Annotated in this window: 15 protein-coding genes and 1 pseudogene; 8 read left to right on the top strand and 8 right to left on the bottom strand. The window is 71.9% G+C overall.

The window, feature by feature from the left end:
• Nucleotides 1-11: 11 nt before the first annotated feature.
• Nucleotides 12-695, bottom strand: coding sequence for a hypothetical protein (locus ACQPZW_RS35345; RefSeq protein WP_433790344.1), 684 nt, complete (start codon nucleotides 693-695; stop codon nucleotides 12-14).
• A gap of 22 nt (nucleotides 696-717) precedes the next feature.
• On the bottom strand, nucleotides 718-2,025 hold the full coding sequence (locus ACQPZW_RS35350; RefSeq protein ID WP_433790345.1) for a M20/M25/M40 family metallo-hydrolase: 1,308 nt from the start codon (nucleotides 2,023-2,025) through the stop codon (nucleotides 718-720).
• 90 nt (nucleotides 2,026-2,115) lie between these two features.
• Here ACQPZW_RS35350 and ACQPZW_RS35355 point away from each other — a divergent pair, with 90 nt between their 5' ends.
• Nucleotides 2,116-2,688, top strand: coding sequence for a hemerythrin domain-containing protein (locus ACQPZW_RS35355; protein ID WP_433790346.1), 573 nt, complete (start codon nucleotides 2,116-2,118; stop codon nucleotides 2,686-2,688).
• Between the two features lie 125 nt (nucleotides 2,689-2,813).
• On the top strand, nucleotides 2,814-3,794 hold the full coding sequence (locus tag ACQPZW_RS35360) for a LysR family transcriptional regulator (protein ID WP_433790347.1): 981 nt from the start codon (nucleotides 2,814-2,816) through the stop codon (nucleotides 3,792-3,794).
• Between the two features lie 41 nt (nucleotides 3,795-3,835).
• On the opposite strand, the gene ACQPZW_RS35365 is transcribed toward ACQPZW_RS35360, so the two are convergent.
• On the bottom strand, nucleotides 3,836-6,373 hold the full coding sequence (locus tag ACQPZW_RS35365) for an ATP-dependent Clp protease ATP-binding subunit (RefSeq protein WP_433797716.1): 2,538 nt from the start codon (nucleotides 6,371-6,373) through the stop codon (nucleotides 3,836-3,838).
• Nucleotides 6,374-6,538: 165 nt separating this feature from the next.
• On the opposite strand from ACQPZW_RS35365, the gene ACQPZW_RS35370 reads away from it, so the two are divergent.
• From ACQPZW_RS35370 to ACQPZW_RS35390, 5 genes are all read left to right on the top strand, one after another.
• Nucleotides 6,539-7,174, top strand: a complete 636-nt coding sequence (locus ACQPZW_RS35370; RefSeq protein WP_433790348.1) for a hypothetical protein — start codon at nucleotides 6,539-6,541, stop codon at nucleotides 7,172-7,174.
• A 660-nt stretch (nucleotides 7,175-7,834) separates the two neighbouring features.
• Nucleotides 7,835-8,095: a hypothetical protein gene (locus tag ACQPZW_RS35375; RefSeq protein ID WP_093612004.1), complete on the top strand. Its 261-nt coding sequence runs from the start codon at nucleotides 7,835-7,837 to the stop codon at nucleotides 8,093-8,095.
• A 4-nt stretch (nucleotides 8,096-8,099) separates the two neighbouring features.
• Nucleotides 8,100-9,020, top strand: coding sequence for a hypothetical protein (locus ACQPZW_RS35380; protein ID WP_433790349.1), 921 nt, complete (start codon nucleotides 8,100-8,102; stop codon nucleotides 9,018-9,020).
• A gap of 45 nt (nucleotides 9,021-9,065) precedes the next feature.
• Nucleotides 9,066-11,909 (top strand): FtsK/SpoIIIE domain-containing protein, encoded by a 2,844-nt coding sequence (locus tag ACQPZW_RS35385; protein WP_433790350.1) that lies wholly within the window; start codon nucleotides 9,066-9,068, stop codon nucleotides 11,907-11,909.
• Complete coding sequence (locus tag ACQPZW_RS35390) at nucleotides 11,906-12,619, top strand: hypothetical protein (RefSeq protein WP_433790351.1); 714 nt, start codon at nucleotides 11,906-11,908, stop codon at nucleotides 12,617-12,619. The genes ACQPZW_RS35385 and ACQPZW_RS35390 overlap by 4 nt, the downstream gene beginning before the upstream one ends.
• Here ACQPZW_RS35390 and ACQPZW_RS35395 read toward each other — a convergent pair.
• Entirely contained in the window at nucleotides 12,606-12,755 is a 150-nt protein-coding gene (locus tag ACQPZW_RS35395) for a hypothetical protein (protein ID WP_433790352.1), read from the bottom strand. The genes ACQPZW_RS35390 and ACQPZW_RS35395 overlap by 14 nt on opposite strands.
• 31 nt (nucleotides 12,756-12,786) lie before the next feature.
• On the opposite strand from ACQPZW_RS35395, the gene ACQPZW_RS35400 reads away from it, so the two are divergent.
• Nucleotides 12,787-13,575 carry a DUF72 domain-containing protein gene (locus tag ACQPZW_RS35400; RefSeq protein ID WP_433790353.1) on the top strand — a complete coding sequence of 263 codons (789 nt, stop codon included), beginning with the start codon at nucleotides 12,787-12,789 and terminating at the stop codon, nucleotides 13,573-13,575.
• 107 nt (nucleotides 13,576-13,682) lie between these two features.
• Here ACQPZW_RS35400 and ACQPZW_RS35405 read toward each other — a convergent pair whose 3' ends face one another.
• From ACQPZW_RS35405 to secA2, 4 genes and pseudogenes are all read right to left on the bottom strand, one after another.
• A complete protein-coding gene (locus ACQPZW_RS35405) occupies nucleotides 13,683-14,105 on the bottom strand; it encodes a TraR/DksA family transcriptional regulator (RefSeq protein WP_433790354.1) in 423 nt (140 codons plus the stop codon).
• Nucleotides 14,106-14,303: 198 nt separating this feature from the next.
• Nucleotides 14,304-14,935: pseudogene (locus ACQPZW_RS35410) on the bottom strand (uridine kinase).
• A gap of 3 nt (nucleotides 14,936-14,938) precedes the next feature.
• On the bottom strand, nucleotides 14,939-15,505 hold the full coding sequence (locus ACQPZW_RS35415; protein ID WP_433790355.1) for a winged helix-turn-helix domain-containing protein: 567 nt from the start codon (nucleotides 15,503-15,505) through the stop codon (nucleotides 14,939-14,941).
• A gap of 276 nt (nucleotides 15,506-15,781) precedes the next feature.
• Nucleotides 15,782-18,073, bottom strand: a complete 2,292-nt coding sequence (gene secA2, locus ACQPZW_RS35420) for an accessory Sec system translocase SecA2 (RefSeq protein ID WP_433790356.1) — start codon at nucleotides 18,071-18,073, stop codon at nucleotides 15,782-15,784.
• Between the last annotated feature and the right edge of the window lie 6 nt (nucleotides 18,074-18,079).

Here is an 18,079-nt window from a genome sequence, read left to right on the forward strand (position 1 = left end):
CGTTTCGCCGGTCAGTGGTGGTGGTTGTGGCCGGCGTGATCGTGGTCGTGCTCGTCCTCGTCGGGCAGGAACGGGTGCTCGTCCAGGCGGCCGACCAGCATGTCGGTCTCGACGGGTGCGAACGGGCCGGAGCCGTCGGCGTCGTCGAACTCCTCCAGGTCGAGCGGCTCGGCGACCTCGGTCACCGTGAGCAGGCCGTCGAGCGGCTCCAGCTCGGGCACGTCCAGCGACGCCAGCGAGCCGTCGCCGGCCTGCAGCAGCTCCAGCACGGCCTCACCGACCGACTCGACCGGGCCGGCGTCCTCGTCCTCCGGCACCGAGCTGCGGCGGGCGGTCTCGGCGACGCGCAGCAGCGCGGACACGCTCGGCACCCGGTAGTCACGGCGCTGCCGAACCGACACGATCTGCGGGTACGGGTCGGCGCCGCCCGCACCACCGGCCTCGGTGAGCTGACCGAACCGGCGGTCCGCCTCGTCGGGGTCGATCGACTCGACGTCCCACGGCGTGACCTCGCCGAAAGCGTCGAGGAGCTGCTCGTCGTACGCGAACGACGCGTTGTTGAGGTCGACGTACGCCTGCCAGACGTCGTCGTCGTCGATGCGACCCGCGGCCGCCTTGACGGCCGTGAGGTGCGCTCGCGCCGCCTCGATCACCCGGTCGAGGGCGACGTCGAGTTCGGCGTTCTGGTCAGTCATGGGATTGGGGGTCCTTCCGATTTCAGCTGTTTCGAAGCAAGCGGTCGAGCACACGCACGCCGAACTTTAGTCCCTCCACCGGAACTCGCTCGTCGATGCCGTGGAAGAGCGCACTGAAGTTGAGGTCGGGCGGGAGACGCAGCGGCGCGAAGCCGAAGCACCGGATGCCGAGGGTGGAGAACGCCTTGGCGTCGGTGCCACCGGACATCAGGTACGGCACGGTACGCGCCCCCGGGTCCTCGGCACGCAGCGCGGCCCCCATCGCGTCGACCAGGTCCCCGTCGAAGGTGGTCTCGACGGCCGACTGCTGGTGCACGTGCTCGATCTCGATGTCCGGCCCGATCACGTCGCGCAACTCGCGCAGGAACGCGTCGGCGTGCCCCGGCAGGGTGCGGCAGTCGATGGTGGCCGACGCCTTGCCGGGGATGACGTTGTCCTTGTACCCCGCTGCGAGCCGGGTCGGGTTGGCGGTGTTGCGCAGGGTCGCGCCGATCAGGTTGGCGATCGGGCCGAGCTTGGAGACCGCGAGCTCCGGCTCGTCCGGGTCGAGCTCGATCTCGAGGGCGTCGCTGACCTGCTCGAGGAAGGCGCGCACGGTCGGGGTGAGGACGGTCGGGAAGCGGTGCCGGCCGACCCGCGCGACGGCCTCGGCCAGGTTGGTGACCGCGTTGTCGTCGTGGATGAAAGAGCCGTGGCCGGGCCGCCCGGTGGCGTGCAGGCGCAGCCAGTCGAGCCCCTTCTCGGCGGTCTGGACGAGATAGAGGCGAAGATCATCATTGACGGTGTACGAGTAACCGCCGACCTCGCCGATCGCCTCCGTGCAGCCGTCGAACGCGTCCGGGTGGTTCTGCACCAGCCACTGGGAGCCGTACTCCATGCCGGCCTCCTCGTCGGCGGTGTACGCCAGGACGATGTCGCGCGGCGGGACGTAGCCGGTGCGCCGCCACTCGCGGACGACGGCCAGCACCATGGCGTCGAAGTCCTTCATGTCGACGGCGCCGCGGCCCCACAGGTAGCCGTCCTTGATCTCGCCCGCGAACGGGTCGACCGACCACTCGCTCGCGTCGGCCGGGACCACGTCGAGGTGGCCGTGGACGAGCAGCGCCCCGCGGGAGGGGTCGGCGCCGGGGATCCGGGCGACCAGGTTGGCCCGTTTCGGCGCGGACTCCAGGAGACGGCTCTCGACGCCGACCTCGGCCAGGCGCTCGGCGACGTATTCGGCGGCGGCCCGCTCCCCCACGGTGGTCCGTGGGTCGCCGGTGTTGGTGGTGTCGATGCGGAGCAGGTCGCGGCACAGGTCCACTACCTCGCTCTCGGCGGTGTTCTCCATCCGCCCTTCTTATCAGCCGTATGTAAAGGCCGGTGGTGGGCGGGTGTTTGATCGCATCGTGCCGTTGGGTACCTCGGGGCCGTGTCTGACGTGAATCTCCCCCCGCTGCCGCCGACCGGCGGCGAGATCCCTGGGCGCAGCATCGTCGATGTGGTCGCCGCCCAGCATCGTGAGCTGCTCGGCCTGACCGAGCGCCTGTCCGAGTCGCCGGAGAACCGTGACGTCGCGTCGGTCCTGGTGGCCACGCTGTCCCGGCACCTGGCCGCCGAGGAGCAGTACCTGTACCCCGCGATCCGGACCGCGGTGCCGGGCGGCGAGCAGATCGCCGACCGGGAGCTGGCCGAGGATCAGGCCATCCTGGAGCGGCTGCGTGATCTGGAGCGCACCGGCGACGGGCGGGAGGAACTGGCCGAGGCGGTACGCCGGCACGTGGCCGCCGACGCCGAGGAGCTGCTCCCGCTGCTGGAGCAGATGGTGCCGTCGGAGGACCTGGTCCGGCTGGGCAACCGCTTCGAGACCGCCGAGGAGGCCGCGCCGACCCGGCCGCACCCGTCCACGCCGTCCACACCGCCCTGGAACAAGGTGGTGGATCCGCTGGTCGGAGTGGCCGACAAGATTCGTGACGTGATCAGTTCGCGTGCCACATACGTACGAGATCTGTGACTAACAGCAGGTTACAGCCAGTAAGCGACGAACGTCCTGTTCGTTCATACGTTTGTCACAGGTTGCCGATCATTCCACGGCTTGCGGACTAGCGTTCGATCCCTTTCTAGTCCTAACGTCACGCTATGAACCTCGAGCTGCGGCATCTGAAGGTGGTCTGCGCCATCGCGGAGACCGGCAGCGTGACCAAGGCCGCGTCACAACTCGGCCTTGCCCAGCCTGCACTCACCGCCCAACTTCAGCGGATAGAGCGCACACTGGGTGGCCCGCTGTTCGACCGTGACCGCCGGGGCGCACGTCCCACGGCCCTGGGAGAGCTGGTGCTGTCCCGCGCCAGAGTGCTGCTGCCCGCGATGAAGGGCCTGCAGGACGAAGCGGCCCGGCTCGCCGCCGGCGGCGATCACGACACGATGAGCAGGTACCGGATCGGAGCGGTCGGCGGACCCGTCGTCGCCCATCTGGTGCACCGCCTGTCGGCTGCCCAGCCGGAGGCGCAGATCTCCACCCACGCGTCCTACTACATCTCCGAGCTGTCCAGCATGGTGATGGCCGGCAAGCTGGACTACGCCCAGGTCGGCGTCTGCGGCGACGCGCTGCCGTCGGCGGAGTACGGGCTGGTCTGGCAGACCATCGGGATGGACGCCGTCTGTGTGCTCATGCCGGACGACCACCCGCAGGCCAAGAACCTGTCGGTCGACCTGGCGGAGCTGGCCGACGAGCAGTGGGTGGCCGGCGCCGGCGACGGCTGTTTCGGCGACTGCTTCGCCGCCGCGTGCGCCCGGGCCGGTTTCGCGCCACGCCGGGTCCTGGAGTCGGACGTGCGCAACTGTGTCGACATGGTGGAGCTGGGCCTGGCCATCGGCCTGTGCCAGCCCACGTTCCGCCCACCGGCGGGACTGACCAGCCGGCCGTTGCGCGGCGCCCCGCTGCGCTGGCGGCTGGTGCTCGGCTGGCATCCTGACTCCCCGGCCGCCCGCAGCGCGTCCAAGCTGATGGATCACGCGCAGGAGGCGTACCAGGACATCCTGGCCCGCAACGAGCACTACACGCAGTGGGCGCAGAGCCTCCCCGGCGCCGGCGGCAACAGCCACCTCGCCGCGGCCTGAGACTCGCGGAGGGGGCGCCCGGCGCCCCCTCCACAAAATGATCACCGCGCCGCGGCGGTCATCTCCACGTCGAACACGAGCGCGCCGTCCTGTGCGTCCACCCGGACCGTCCGGCCCGGCGCCAGATCGGCGGCGAGCAGCATCGTGGACAGCCGGTTGTCCAGCTCCCGCTGGATGGTCCGGCGCAACGGCCGCGCCCCGAACTCGGGCTGGTAACCACGCTCGGCCAGCCAGTCCACCGCGGCCGGCGTGACGTCGAGGGACACGTCCTGCGCGTGCAGCCGGCGGCGGGTCTCCTCCAGCATCATCTCGGTGATCCGGTGCAGCTGGTCGTCCTCCAGCTGGCGGAAGATGATGATCTCGTCGATCCGGTTGATGAACTCGGGCCGCAGCTGCTCCTTGAGCCGCCGGTCGAGCCGGTCACGCAGGTCCGCGTCCGGTGAGCGCCCGTTCTCCGCCCCGGCGAACCCGACGCTGCGGGTGCTGCCGTTGATCAGGTCGGAGCCCAGGTTGCTCGTCATGATCAGCACGGTGTTCTTGAAACTGACCGTACGCCCCTGACTGTCGGTGAGCCGCCCATCGTCGAGCACCTGCAGCAGCAGGTTGAAGACGTCCGGGTGCGCCTTCTCGATCTCGTCGAGCAGCACCACGCTGTACGGCCGACGCCGCACCGCCTCGGTGAGCTGCCCCGCCTCGTCGTAGCCGACGTACCCGGGAGGCGCGCCGACCAGCCGGGACACGGTGTGCCGCTCCTGGAGCTCACTCATGTCGAGCCGGATCATCCGGTCCGCCTCGCCGAACAGCGCCTGCGCCAGCGACCGGGCCAGCTCGGTCTTGCCGACCCCGGTCGGGCCGAGGAACAGGAAGCTGCCGACCGGCCGGTCCGGGTCACCGAGCCCCGCACGGGCCCGGCGCACCGCCTCGGCGACCGCGCTCACCGCGTCCTCCTGGCCGATCACGTGCCCGTGCAGGTGCTGCTCGAGCCGGAGCAGACGGTCCCGCTCGGCCTCGGTCAGCTGCGCCACCGGGATGCCGGTGGTCCGGGAAACCACCGCGGCGACCTCCTCCTCGGTCACCTGCGGCACCCCGTCGGCGGCCGAACCCGACCTCGCCAGCTGCGCCCGCAACGTGTTGATCTCGTCGCGCAGCGCCGACGCCTGCTCGTAGTGCTCCGCGGCGACGGCCTGGTCACGGTCGCGGGTCAGCTGCTCCAGGCGGCGCTCCCGCTCACGGCGGTCGGCGTCCGGCGTCTTCGTGCGCAGCCGGACCCGCGCCCCCGCCTGGTCGATCAGGTCGATCGCCTTGTCCGGCAGATACCGGTCGGTGATGTAGCGATCGGACAGCACCGCCGCCGCGTCCAGGGCCTCGTCGGTGATCCGTACCTGATGGTGGGCCTCGTAGTTGTCGCGGAGCCCCCGCAGGATCGCCACCGTGTCCTCGACGCTGGGCTCCCCCACCAGGACCGGCTGGAACCGACGGGCCAGGGCCGCGTCCTTCTCGATGTTCCGGCGATACTCGTCGAGGGTGGTCGCGCCGATCACCCGCAGCCGCCCGCGGGCCAGCGCCGGTTTGAGCATGTTGCCGGCGTCCAGGCCGCCGCCCTCGCCACCGCCTCCCGCGCCGACCAGGGTGTGGATCTCGTCGAGGAAGACGATCAGGCCGTCACCGGACGCCTGGATCTCCTCGATCACCTTCTTCAGGCGCTCCTCGAAGTCGCCGCGATACTTGGTGCCGGCCACCAGAGCGGCCAGGTCGAGCTGGATCACCCGCTTGTCCTGCAGGGTCATCGGCACCTCGCCGTCGACGATCCGCTGGGCAAGGCCCTCGACGACGGCCGTCTTGCCGACCCCGGCCTCGCCGATCAGCACCGGGTTGTTCTTGGTTCGCCGGGACAGGATCTCGATCGCCTGCTCGATCTCGTCGGCCCGCCCGATCACCGGATCGATCTCACCGCGCCGCGCCGTCTCGGTCAGGTCGACGCCGAACTGCTCCAGCGTGGGCGTCGGGGCACTGTTGGGACGCGGCCCCGCCTGCGCGCCACTGTTCGGCTTCGGCAGCTCACTGTGGTGCGGGATGCTGCGCGGGTCGACGATCCGGCCGGCCAGCAGCCGCCCGGCCGCGGAGTCGGTGTTCATCCCCAGCGCCATCAGGATGTGCTCCGGCCCGATGTACGAGGCGCCGACCGCACGGGAGATCTGCAGACTGTCCAGCAGCGCGCGCTTGGCCGCCGGCGTCATCGCGATGCTCTCCGGCAGATCCGGGGACGCCGCCGCGGGACGGCCCAACTCGGTCAGCAGCCGCTCCGGGTCGGCGCCGGCACGGCGTACCGTCTCCTTCATCGCCTCCTGCTGGAGCACCGCCCACAGCAGATGATCGGTGTCCAGGTCGGCCAGTGGCCGATCGCCGCCGGCGACCTCGGCGGCCCGGCGCGCCGCATCCGCCAGCACCTGGCGGGCATCGTTGCTCATGTATCTCGCGATGTCGAAACGCTGCGCCTGCCGGCGCGGCTCGGCCGCACCGAAGAAGCGCGCGAACAGGTCGTCCCACTGGCCGGGCCCTGCCGGCCCGAACGGTCCGATGCTCATCTGTCTCTCTTCTCCTGGTACCTCGGGCCGGAGCCACCCACCAGGGGCCTACCCGGCCGGATGGGCGGCAAACGCGAGCCCTCCGGGTGTCAACAGCGTTTGCCGGCACCCACCGATTCCCGAAATCGCGGCGAAGTTGATACGCCTACACTCAACTTCATGGCCGCGCCTTCCGATCCACCCTCCCTCACGCCGCTCTTTCTGGAGCCGGAACCGCCCGAGCCGATCCCGCAGCACCCCTCCGGCCCGTCACCCGCGGGCCCGCCCGCTCCCGCATCCGCCGACCGGCCCGACACCACGCCCGCACCCCCCGACCGGCTTCCCGCCACGCCCGCACCCCCCGACCGGCCTGCCGCGCCGCCCGCGCCGCCCGCGCCGCCCGGCCTGTCGGCCCTCGCGCCCTCCGACCCCGCGGCCTCGGCGATTCCGTTGGTGGTCGTCGACGGCGCCAACGTGGTCGGTTCGGTCCCGGACGGATGGTGGCGGGACCGGGCGGGTGCGGCGGTCCGGCTCCGCGACCGCCTGGCCGAGGTTTCCACCGCCGGGCTTCCCGACGTTCCGGGGCCGGTCGAGGTCACTCTGGTGGTCGAGGGCAAGGCCCGCGACATTCCGCAGGATCCCGGGGGCGTGCGGGTGGAGCGCGCGTCCGGCTCCGGCGACGACAAGATCGTTGATCTGGTACGGGAGACCGCCGCGACCCGCCGAACCATCGTCGTCACCGCCGATCGCGGCCTCCGCAACCGCGTCATCGCGCTGGGAGCCGAGGTCCGCGGCCCGTCCTCGGTCCCCCGCTGACGCCTCGCAAGATCCCAGACACCTTCCCGCGCCGCTCCTCCCGCCTGTCGCCGCCTGCCGCCGCCCGGCCGCCTGCCGCCTGCCGCCGCCTGGCCGCCTCGCCGCCTGCCGCCGCCTTGTCGCCTGTCGCCGCCCTGTCGCCTGTCGCCTGTCGCCTGTCGCCGACCCTCGCCGAGGTCGAATTGGACCACCAGGCCGACACCCGCGCCCCTGACCCCGTCAGCCGACACCCGTAGTCCCGACCCGCCCAGCGGCGAGCAGGCGCGGCGATTAGAGCGGGCGCGGCGAGACGGCGACGCGGTGAGAGAGCAGGCCGGCGAGAGGGCGCGGTGGAGGGATGCGGTGAGAGGGCAGCGCGATGACGGGGTGGTTGGGTAGGCGGGGGTTCGGGGTGGGGCTGACTCGGCGGGCTGACCCCGGGCGAGGGCGTGTCGGTACCCCCGGCGGTGACCCGCGAATGACCCCGGGAGGCCCTTATGATCCACTGTGGACGGGCTTCGGATAGGATCTCACCAGGGAGATCTTCGGTCGTCGTGGGTGAAACCATGTCGTGCCGTGCCTGGCAGGCTCTGATAAAACGGGGCATGCGAGGAGGGCCCGGCGTGAACCAGACGCTAGGCTGGAGACGCAATGTAGACCCCCGTTCAGGAGGCTGCCCGGGTGGCCAGTGTCGCCGAGCTCAGAGCTGCCGTGGAGGCCGCGCTTCAGCAGGTCACCGAGGGACAGCAGGCGATACAGGCGGCGCGGGAGAAGATCGGCGAGGCGCAGCAGAGCCTGGCCGCCGCGCTCGACGGCAGCGCCAACGACGCGGTCGGGGCCGCTCACGCCTCGCTGTCGCAGGCAGACCAGCAGCTCGAGGATTCGATGAGCGCCACCCTCGCCGCGGTCGAGCAGGCCCACACCTACACGGCGAGCCTCTGACGCGATGTCGCTGCTGCAGGAACTCGGTGCCCAGCTTCGCGCCACCTCCGACGACCTTCCCACGGGGCTGGTCGCCGTGGCGATGGACAAGCTGCGCAGCGCCACCGACCTGCTCCGGTGGGTGCAGGAGGAGTCCAGCAAGGATCTCGGGGTGCAGCGTCTCGGGCACGCGACGGAGCACGCCGAGACGGCCGCCGCGGCGCTCCGGGCCACACAGGACGCCGTCGAGGCGTACCTCATGGTCCTCGGTCTCTCCGGCACGCCCGGCGCCGCGCCGGGCCAGGAGTGGCGGACCGAGATGCGCCGGGAGGAGCGGCCGGAGCGCGCAGCGCGACCGGACGAGGAGCCCCGGGAGAGAGTGGAGAGTCTCGGCCCCTGGTGGCAGCAGCGGGTGGCGCAGCTGACCGGGGAGTCGCCGCCGGGCGGCCCGGACCGGCCGGAGATGGGTGAGCAGGCCGACCCGTCGGATCTGCTGCGGCGGATCGCGGCCGGGGTGCGCGCCGGTGACCGGGCGCGGCTCGGCCGGGAGCTGCACGGTGTCAACGCCTCGACCGGGCTGGGTCTGTCCGCGGTGACCCCGCAGCTGCTGCACCGGCTCGCCGGCGACCTGCTCGGGCACGAGCCCCGCCCGGAGGACGTGCCGCGCCTGCGCACGGCCGCGGAGGGCCGGGTCAAGGCGCTGCTGCCGGGCACCCAGCCGGACGTGCTGGAGACGCTGCTCGACCGGATCTGCCGGGTTCCGCTGCGCCAGCAGCAGGAGAAGCGCGGCGACCGCCCGGCCGGGCATCCCGCGGACACCGCGGTCACCGCGAGCGTGCTGACCGGGGTGCTGCTGGCCCGGCTGGGGCGTGACGCCGGCTCGCTGGACCCGGAGGCCCCGGAGCCGGTGCGCCCGCGCCCCGAGACCGCGGAGGAGCGCCGGTGAGACGGGGCGGGAGCTCGATGACAACTGCGACGATGCCGGCGGGTCATGGCTGAATCCACCAAACACCGGGTCATGGAGGTCCGGGCCGGGCTGTCGCACGCGCTCGGCGCCGCGCAGGTCGCTCTGCAGCGGGCTCGCGAGGCCCGGGAGGCGGCCGAGGCACGGTACCAACGGATCGTGGCGGCGGCGACGGCCCGGCGACGGAAGCTGGCCGCGGCCCGGGACGAGCGGATCCGCGAGATCGACTCGTGGCACGACGCCGAGCTGGCGGCGCTGGCCGGGGCGGCTGCGGGGGCGGCCGACCGGGCGGCGCCGGGTGCGGCCGGCGAGCCGTGGCACAGCTGGGAGCCGACCCCTCTGGACCGGGCGGCCGAGCTGCGGGTCGGGCGGCTGATGCTGCCGGAGGCGCCGCTGCCCGCGCCGGCCCGGGCCGAACGGCACCCCGCGACCGGCAGGACCGGTGACGACAGCGGCAGGGACGGGACCGACGGCGACAGGGCGAGTTGGGGCGGCGGGGCCTGGGCCGGTGCGCCGGGCGAGGTGACCGAGGCCTGGGCCGGGCCGGACAGCGAGCCGCCGGAGAGCACGGCGGGGCCGGTCGTGGACGAGGCGCCGTCGGAGGTTCCGGCGCTGGTGCGACTGCTCGACCACGGGCACATCGTGGTCGAGGGCGACCGGCGGGCCGGTGACGACGTGGTGGCCGGGCTGCTGTTGCGGGCGCTCGGCACGAGCGTGCCGGGGCAGGTGCAGATCATCGGGTACGACCCGGAGGGCCTCGGTGGCGGGCTGGCCGGGTTCGCGCCGCTGGCGACCGCGGGGGTGCTCACCTTCGTCGGGCCGGGAGGGCTGGACAAGCTGCTCGACGAGCTGGTCGGGCACGTCCGGCGGATCAACGAGACGGTGCTGGCCGGCGAGTACTCCTCGGTGCGCGAGCTGCACGCGGCCACGAGGCGGCGGCCGGAGCCGTGGCGGGTGGCGGTGCTGCTCGGCGGCGGGGAGATGTCCCGGCATCAGCGCACCCAGCTGGACCGGCTGCTGCGGACCGGGGCGGCGTGCGGGGTGCACCTGGTGATCCGGGGGCAGTCGGTGGAGCCGGGGCCGGGGATCGAGTTCGTGGTGGCGGCGCCGGGTGACGGGGCCCGTATCGAGGGTGCCGGTGATCTGCCCGTACGGCTGGATCCCGCTCCGACGTCCCTGCTGCTGACCGCGACGTGCCGGCAGATCGCCGAGGCGGTGGCCGCCGGGCCGGCGCCGGTGGCGCTGGACAGTCTCCTGCCGGAGGCGGGCGCCGAGTGGCGGGAGAGCTCCGCGGCGGGATTGACGGCGCCGCTCGGCGACAGCCCGCAGGGCCCGCGCGTGCAGGTGACGTTGAGTGACTATCCGCCGCATGCGTTGATCGCGGGGCCGTCCGGGACCGGCAAGACCAACTTCATCTACGCCTGGATGGGAGCGCTCGCCGCCCGCTACTCCCCCGACGAGCTGGCGTTCTACCTGCTCGACTTCAAGGAGGGGGTGTCGTTCGCCCGGTTCGCGCCGGGCCGCCGGGACCCGAGCTGGCTGCCGCACGTCCGGCTGGTCGGGGTGAATGTCAACACGGACCGTGAGTTCGGGCTGGCGCTGCTGCGGTTCCTGAGCGCCGAGTTGAAGCGCCGGGCCGACGCAGCGAAACAGCATGAGGTGACGAACCTGGCCGAGTTGCGCGCCGAGGATCCGGAGGGCTCGTGGCCGCGGATCGTGGCCGTGGTCGACGAGTTCCAGGTGCTGCTGGGCGGGCGTGACTCGGTCACCGGCGAGGCCGTGGACCTGCTCGAGGACCTGGCCCGGCGCGGCCGTTCGCAGGGCATCCACCTGGTGCTGGCCAGCCAGGACGTGTCCGGCATCGAGGCGCTGTGGGGTCGTCCGGCGCTGGTGGCCCAGTTCAGTCTGCGGATCGCCCTGCCGAAGGCGCGGCGGGTGCTGGCCGAGACGAACCCGGCGGCCGACTCGCTGCCCCGCTATCACGCGGTCGTCAACGCCGACTCGGGCGCGCCGGAGGCGAACCGGGTCGTCCGGGTCCCGGCCGCCGGGGACCGGGAGCAGTGGAGCTCGCTGCAGCACCGGCTGTGGCGGCGGCGCCCGCCGGAGCTGGGCCCGCCGCGGCTGTTCGACGGTGACGTCATCCCCCGGCTCGCGGACAGCCCCGACTACCGGGATCTACGGGTCGGTGACTCGGGCACGGCGCCGGTGATGCTGCTGGGGCAGACCATCGACGTGGCGGCGAGGTCGGCGCAGACGGTGCTGCGGCGGGCGCCGGGGCGGAACCTGGCGGTGCTGGGCACCCGGACCGAGGAGGCGTGCGCGATCCTGGCGACGGCGGGCCGGTCGCTGGCGGCGCAGTTCACCCCGGCCGGCGCCCGGTTCTCGGTGGTCTGCCTGGACACCGACGCCCGGGCGGCGGCGGAGGCGCTGCACGCGCGTATCCCGGGTTCCGGGTTCTACCTGCCGGACGACGTGTACTGGCTGCTGGAGGACGCCGCCGCGGAGGCGACCGCGTCGTGGCCGGCGGACCGGCCGCACTTCATCATGATCTACGCGGCGGACGCGCTGCCCGGCGGCAAGGAGGCGGCCGACCAGTTGCGGACAGTGCTGCGGCAGGGGCCGGAGCGGCGGCTGCACGTGCTGGGCTGGTGGCGCGGGGCGGGGCTGCTGCGTGACTCGCTCGGCGGGCACGCGTCGCGGACCGATCCGATCGGGGCGTGGGTGGCTCTGGACGTGCACGGCAGCGAACTGTCGCCGTACTACCCGGGGCAGGGGGCGCCGAACTGGTATCCGCGTCCGTGGCGTGCCCTGCATTTCGACCGCTCGGTCCATCGGGGCGCCGAGGTCATCATCCCCTACGGAACAACATGAGCGAGTTGCAACCGGCTGACTTCGAGCGCGCCGACTACCGTACCGTCCTGCGCCGGCTGACCAGTCTGGACGAGAAGGCGACCGGGCTGCGGGAGGAGGCGCGCCGCTGGTATGCGGACCGGCTCACCAACGCCGACGTAGCCGTCCAGGAGGCGGCCGGGCGGCTGGAGGCGGCCGAACGGTCGGTCCGGGCCGCGCAGCGTGGGCTGGAGGAGGTCGACGCGCGGGCGGCGGGCCTGTGGTCGGACTTCGTGCACCGGGTCGGCCCGGCGGCGGAGCGGTTCGGGCGGACCCTGCCGCCGGCCAGCATCCCCCGGCAGCGCGGCGACGACGGGCCGGACCGGGATGCCGAGGACTATCTCAAAGAGGTGGAGAACCGGGTGCGGTACACCCCACCGGCCCGGCCGATCACGCTCGGCACGAAGATGCTCTTCGGCATGCTGGGCGTGGCCGGCGGAGTGTTCGGGGTGATCGGCAACCTGATGGTCCGGCGGACCGGCGTGGCCGCGGGCGGGGACTGGCAGCAGGCGGCGCCGGTGGTGGCACTGCTGGTGATGCTGCTGTTCCCGGTGCTGGCGGTGGTGACGGCGAAACTCATCGCCGACCGCCGGGATGCCCCGCTGGACACCTCGGCGGTCGTCACGGTGCTGGCGACCGGCCTGGTCACGGCCGGCGTGCTCTTCTCGGCGGTCCTGGTCAGTGGCGGCTGAGGTCCCTCATCCGTTGGGCCTCGTCCTCGAGGGCGGCCGGGACGTCGGGACCGGTGTCACCGGCACCGTGCGCCTCGTCGTACTCGTAGTCGTCGCCCCGCTCGTCCTCGCGAGGTTCGTCCGCTGCGTCGGTCATGGAATCGGTTGTACCCGGGTATGGCGTCGGAATGCTGAGAATCGGCACATCGGGGTGGCAGTACCGCGACTGGCGACCGGACCGGGGCGCCGACGACACCGGATACCTGTATCCGGCCGGTCTGCCGCAGCGGGCCTGGCTGGAGCACTATGCGGCCCGGTTCGGCGTGGTGGAGGTCAACAACGCCTTCTACCGGCTGCCGGAGCGGGACACGTTCGCCCGGTGGCGGGACCGGACACCGGACGGGTTCCGGTTCGCGGTGAAGATGAGCCGCTATCTCACGCACATCAAGCGGCTGCGCGAGCCGGCCGAGCCGGTGGCCCGCTTCCTGGGCCGCGCCGAGGCGCTCGGCGACAAGCTGGGCCCGGTGCTGCTGCAGCTCCCGCCGACGATGCGCGCCGACCTGGCGGCGCTCGACGCGACACTGCGGGAGTTCCCGGAGACGGTACGGGTGGCGGTCGAGCCCCGGCACGCCAGCTGGTTCACCCCCGACTGCGAGGAGCTGCTGCGCCGGCATCGGGTGGCGCTCTGCTGGGCCGACCGTTGCGGGCGACCGGTGACCCCACTGTGGCGGACCACCGATTTCGGTTACCTGCGTCTGCACGAAGGGGCCGCGAAACCGTGGCCGCGCTATGGAAGGGCGGCGCTGAGATCGTGGCTCGATCGCAGTGACCCGCCGGAAATGCTTGTCTTCTTCAACAATGATCCGGGTGGCGCCGCCGTGATCGACGCCGGCGTGATGGCGGCGGAGGCCGGCCGTCGCGGGATCGCGATGGGGCCGGTCCCCGGATTCGGCCCCGGCGGAATTCGCCGCCGGTGACCGCCGGATAAACAATTGTTCAGTAATGAATATGTGGCGCGCGTCTCGCCGCACGCGCGCGCAATTGGATTAACCGGGCCCGTCCGGCGCGGCGGGCCCGGCGGGCGTCAGCTGGCCCGGCGCTCGCGCACCTGCTTGCAGTTCACACACGTGGTGGCCGACGGGAACACTTCGAGCCGCTCCACCGGGATCGGCTTGGAGCAACCCTCACAGTTGCCGTACGTCCCGTCGTCGAGGCGCTGGAGCGCGTGCTCCGCCTGCGTGCGCCTGTCCAGCAGCGTCCTCAGTAGCGAGGTCGCGGCGTCGCGCTCAGCCGTCTTCGACCCGCTGTCGGCCTGGTCGTCGCCGGCGGCGTCGCCGATCTCGACCAGCCGCAGCCGGGTGTTCTGGGCGACGGCCTCTTCGTACTCGCGGTCGAGCTCCTCGAACCGGCCCTGCAGGATCACCCGGATCTGCTCGAACTCCTCGGCCGAGCGCCCCTTGACCGTGCTCGCGCCCTTACCCGCAACAACCGCTCCGTTGACGAGCATGCAGTCCCCCTGCCCTTCACTCAGCCCCGACCGGTGGCCATCCCCGGGTCACCCTCGTCCCGGCCGGCTCGGCATGTGGAGCCGGACGATACCCACCGCCGGAGATCCCAAACGGGACCCCCGCGAAAAAGTAACCGGAGCATAACTGTCGGTGTTCAAATCCGCCACGGACTCGGCACGCGGGTCTTGTGCCGAGCGTCACGGGGCGGTTTCGACAACCGCCGGACGGCGGGGGTCGTCGAGACGAACGACCACGTCAGCAAGGGTTTCCGGGGCCACCTCGTCGGCGTAGCGGCGGTACGCCGGAAGGGTCCAGGCGAGATCATCCGGGGTCCGCCGGGCCAGAGCGGCCGGAGACAGCTCAAGGTGGACGGAGAAGTCGAACGGCAGCCCGGAACCGAGCAGCAAAGGCCCACTGACCAGCACTATCGCCCCGGCGGCAACGACGTGTACGGCGCACGCGCGGCCCGGTCGACGCGCGCGTCCCACAACCGCTCGACAATGCGCCCGGAGCCATTCGGACCCGCCGGGGACAGAACCTCGCGGATCAGCCCCGCCTCGTCGAACCAGCCGGTGTAGAAAGAGTCCGGATTGGTGCGCCCGAACTCCAGCCGCAACGACGCCGGGCGCAGGAAGTCGCTGGTGTCGACGCGGACGGCGGGGCGGCCACGCACCCGCAACGGCCCGGCGAGAGCGTCCGCCAGACGGCCCGGATCAGCCGCGTCGGCACCGTCCACGGCCACCCGCAGCCGGATGTCGGATTCCCGACTCGCCAGCCGATCGGCGAGGTCCTCGACGAGCAGGGAAAAGGAGACCGGTCGTACCCGCATGGATCAATCGTGCGGCAGGATGCTGATCCGTGCGTCGTCGGCCAGCCGGTAGCCCACTCCGTAGACGGTGGTGATGAGCGGCAGGTGGCCGCCGAGCTTGAGCCGCAGGCGGCGGACGTGGACGTCGACGGTGCGCTCCCCGGCCCGCTCGTAGCCCCAGACGGCGGCCAGCAGCTGGGCCCGGGTGAAGACCCGTCGCGGGCGCTCGGCGAGGTATTGCAGGAGGTCGAACTCCAGCCGCGTCAGCGGCAGCGCCTCGCCCTCCAGCAGCGCCTGGCGCGACGAGGTGAGCAGACGCACCTCCGGGCCCTCCAGCGCCGCCTCGGAGGGCTCCCCGACCGTCTCCGGATCGGCGGCGGGGGCCTGCTCGACGGTGACCGTGCCCCGGCTCAGCTCGACCAGCTCGCGAACCGCGGCCAACAACCGGTGAGCCTGTGGAGACACCACGTCTCCGGTGAGCGGAATGGCGAGTGTCACGGTCAGCGCGGGCTCGGCGGGCCGGCGGGTGGAACTCCGGCCCGGTCCGGCGGAACGACGATCGGCACGCGGCGACAATGCGCTGACCGGCATTGATTCATCTCCCAGAATTTGCTGACGCAAGCGAATACGATTTTTCACTCTGCGTAAAGGCCCGACCGATATTTCCGGGCTGCCGGTGAGCGGGTCAAGTCGCCAACCACAGTGTGGGAAAGACGTTCCATATTGTCGTGCGCCCCTCTAATTAATTCCGGGAACGTTTTCTGTCAGCCTCATTAAGCATTGCCGAACGTCATGGGCCGAGAAGACAACCGGGGGTGCCGCCGTCAAGGCGACACCCCCGGAGGGAACGATATTTCGAGTGTGAGATCAGCCGCCCGACGTGAGGCGGCGACCGACGGCCGCGATGAGGCGGTCGAGCTCGGAGCCGAACGGGTTGTCGTGCACCAGGTAGGTCCAGGTGGCGCTGGGACGGACGATCTCGGCCCGCTCCGGCCGCCAGCCGTCCTCCAGGTCGACCTCCTCGAAGGCCTCGATCGTCTTGGCCTCGACCTGGGTGAGCATCTCCTGGAAGGCCGGCACGGCCGAGCGGTGGAACTCGTCCAGCGGGTCCAGCTTGCCCAGGGCACGCAGGTGCACACCCTCACGGACCTCGGAGAGGTACGCCAGGTGGTCCGCCCAGAGCTTGTCGAGGTGGTACAGGGCGATCGCCCGGGCCGCGTCGGACAGCACGTCCTCGTCGGTCGCCTTGGCCTTCTCCGCCGACTTCTCCAGCAGCATGATCGCCGCGACCTCGGAGGTCAGCAGACGCTCGCGCCGCTCGGCCAGCAGCAGGCGCTGCTGCTCGATGACGACGCTGTAGCGCCAGGTGTTCTTGTGGATCTCGTGGTTGACGCCCTCGGCGACCCGCTGGGCGTGCTCCACCGCATACTCCACCTGGGCGTCGTGCACGACACCGTCGATGTCCATCCGGGGGGAGGCCGGGATGATGTCGCCGGCGTGCCGCTGGACCAGCTCGTCCTCGAGGCTGACGAAGAACACCGAGCGACCCGGGTCGCCCTGGCGGCCGGCACGGCCACGGAGCTGGTCGTCGACGCGGCGGCTGTCGTGCCGGCCGGAGCCGATCACGTAGAGGCCACCCAGCTCGACCACGGCGTCGCGGTCCTTCTCGTCGCTGCCGCCGAGGCGGATGTCGACACCGCGCCCGGCCATCTGGGTCGAGACGGTGACCGCGCCGAGCGCGCCCGCCTCGGCGATGATCGAGGCCTCCTCGGCGTCGTTCTTCGCGTTCAGCACGTTGGAGGGGACACCCGCGTCGGCGAGCTGGCGGGCCAGGCGCTCGGACGCCTTCACGTCCAGGGTGCCGATCAGCACCGGACGGCCCGACTCGTGGGCGATCTTGATCTCCTCGACCAGGGCCTCGTCGCGCATGTCGTGCGCCGAGTAGATCCGGTCGACGTCGTCCTCACGGATGTTCGGCGTGTTCGGCGGGATGACCGCCACCTCGAGCTTGAAGTACTCCCGGAGCTGCTCGCCGACGTGCACGGCGGTCGCCGTCATGCCGCAGACCGTCCGGTAGAGGGCGATGAACGCCTGCACGGTGATGGTGTCGAGCACCTCGCCCTCGGCGGTGGCGGACAGGCCCTCCTTGGCCTCCACCGCCGCCTGCAGACCGTCCGGCCAGCGGCGGCGCTGGGCGACCCGGCCGCGCATCTCGTCGATCAGCTCCACACCGCCGTTACGGACGATGTAGTCGACGTCGCGGCGCAGCAGGGCGTGCGCGTGCAGCGCCACGTTGACCGCGGACAGCTTCTCGACCTGGTCGTCGGCGTACAGGTCGATGCCGCCGAGCTGCTCCTCGATGTTCTTCAGGCCGTCCTCGGTGAAGGCCACCGAGCGGCCGTCCTCGGCGACCTCGTAGTCCTTGCCCTTGCGCAGGGTGCGCATCAGGGCGGCGGCCTCGTGCACCGGGTCGCTCTCCACCGAGGTGCTGCCGGCCAGGACCATCGGCACGCGGGCCTCGTCGATCAGGATCGAGTCGGCCTCGTCGACGATGCACGTGGCCAGGTCACGCTGGACCCGGTCGGCGACGTCGGTGACGAGCTGGTCGCGCAGGTAGTCGAAGCCGGCCTCGCTCACCGAGACGTAGGTGACGTCCGCCGCGTACGCCTCGCGGCGCTCCTCCGGCGTCATCAGCTCGGTCACCGAGGAGACGGTCAGGCCGAGGAGCGTGAAGATCGGCTCCATCCACTCGGCGTCGCGCTTGGCGAGATAGTCGTTGACGGTGAGGACGTGCACCGGGCCGTTGCCGAGGCGGGTGTGCCCGTATGCCGCGATGGTCGCGGTGAGCGTCTTTCCCTCACCGGTGGCCATCTCGGCGACCCGCTTGTCGAGCAGCGCCATCGCGCCGAGGAGCTGCACGTCATACGGTCGCTGGCTGAGCGCGCGGCGCGACGCCTCACGGCCGATCGCGCAGATCTCGACATAGTCGGTCGCCTCGCGGGCGGCGTCGGTCAGCGCCGCGTCGTCCAGCTCCCGCAGAGCCTCCTCGCGCGCCTCGATCGCGCCGAGCCGCTTCGACAACGGGCCGAGGTCCACCGTCGTGCCCGGACGCTGGAGAAACTTCTGGAACCGGCTCTTCAGCCGCTGAGACACACCCATGGCGCG

The sequence above is a fragment of the Actinoplanes sp. CA-252034 genome, from assembly GCF_050956125.1.
Taxonomy (GTDB): Bacteria; Actinomycetota; Actinomycetes; order Mycobacteriales; family Micromonosporaceae; genus Actinoplanes.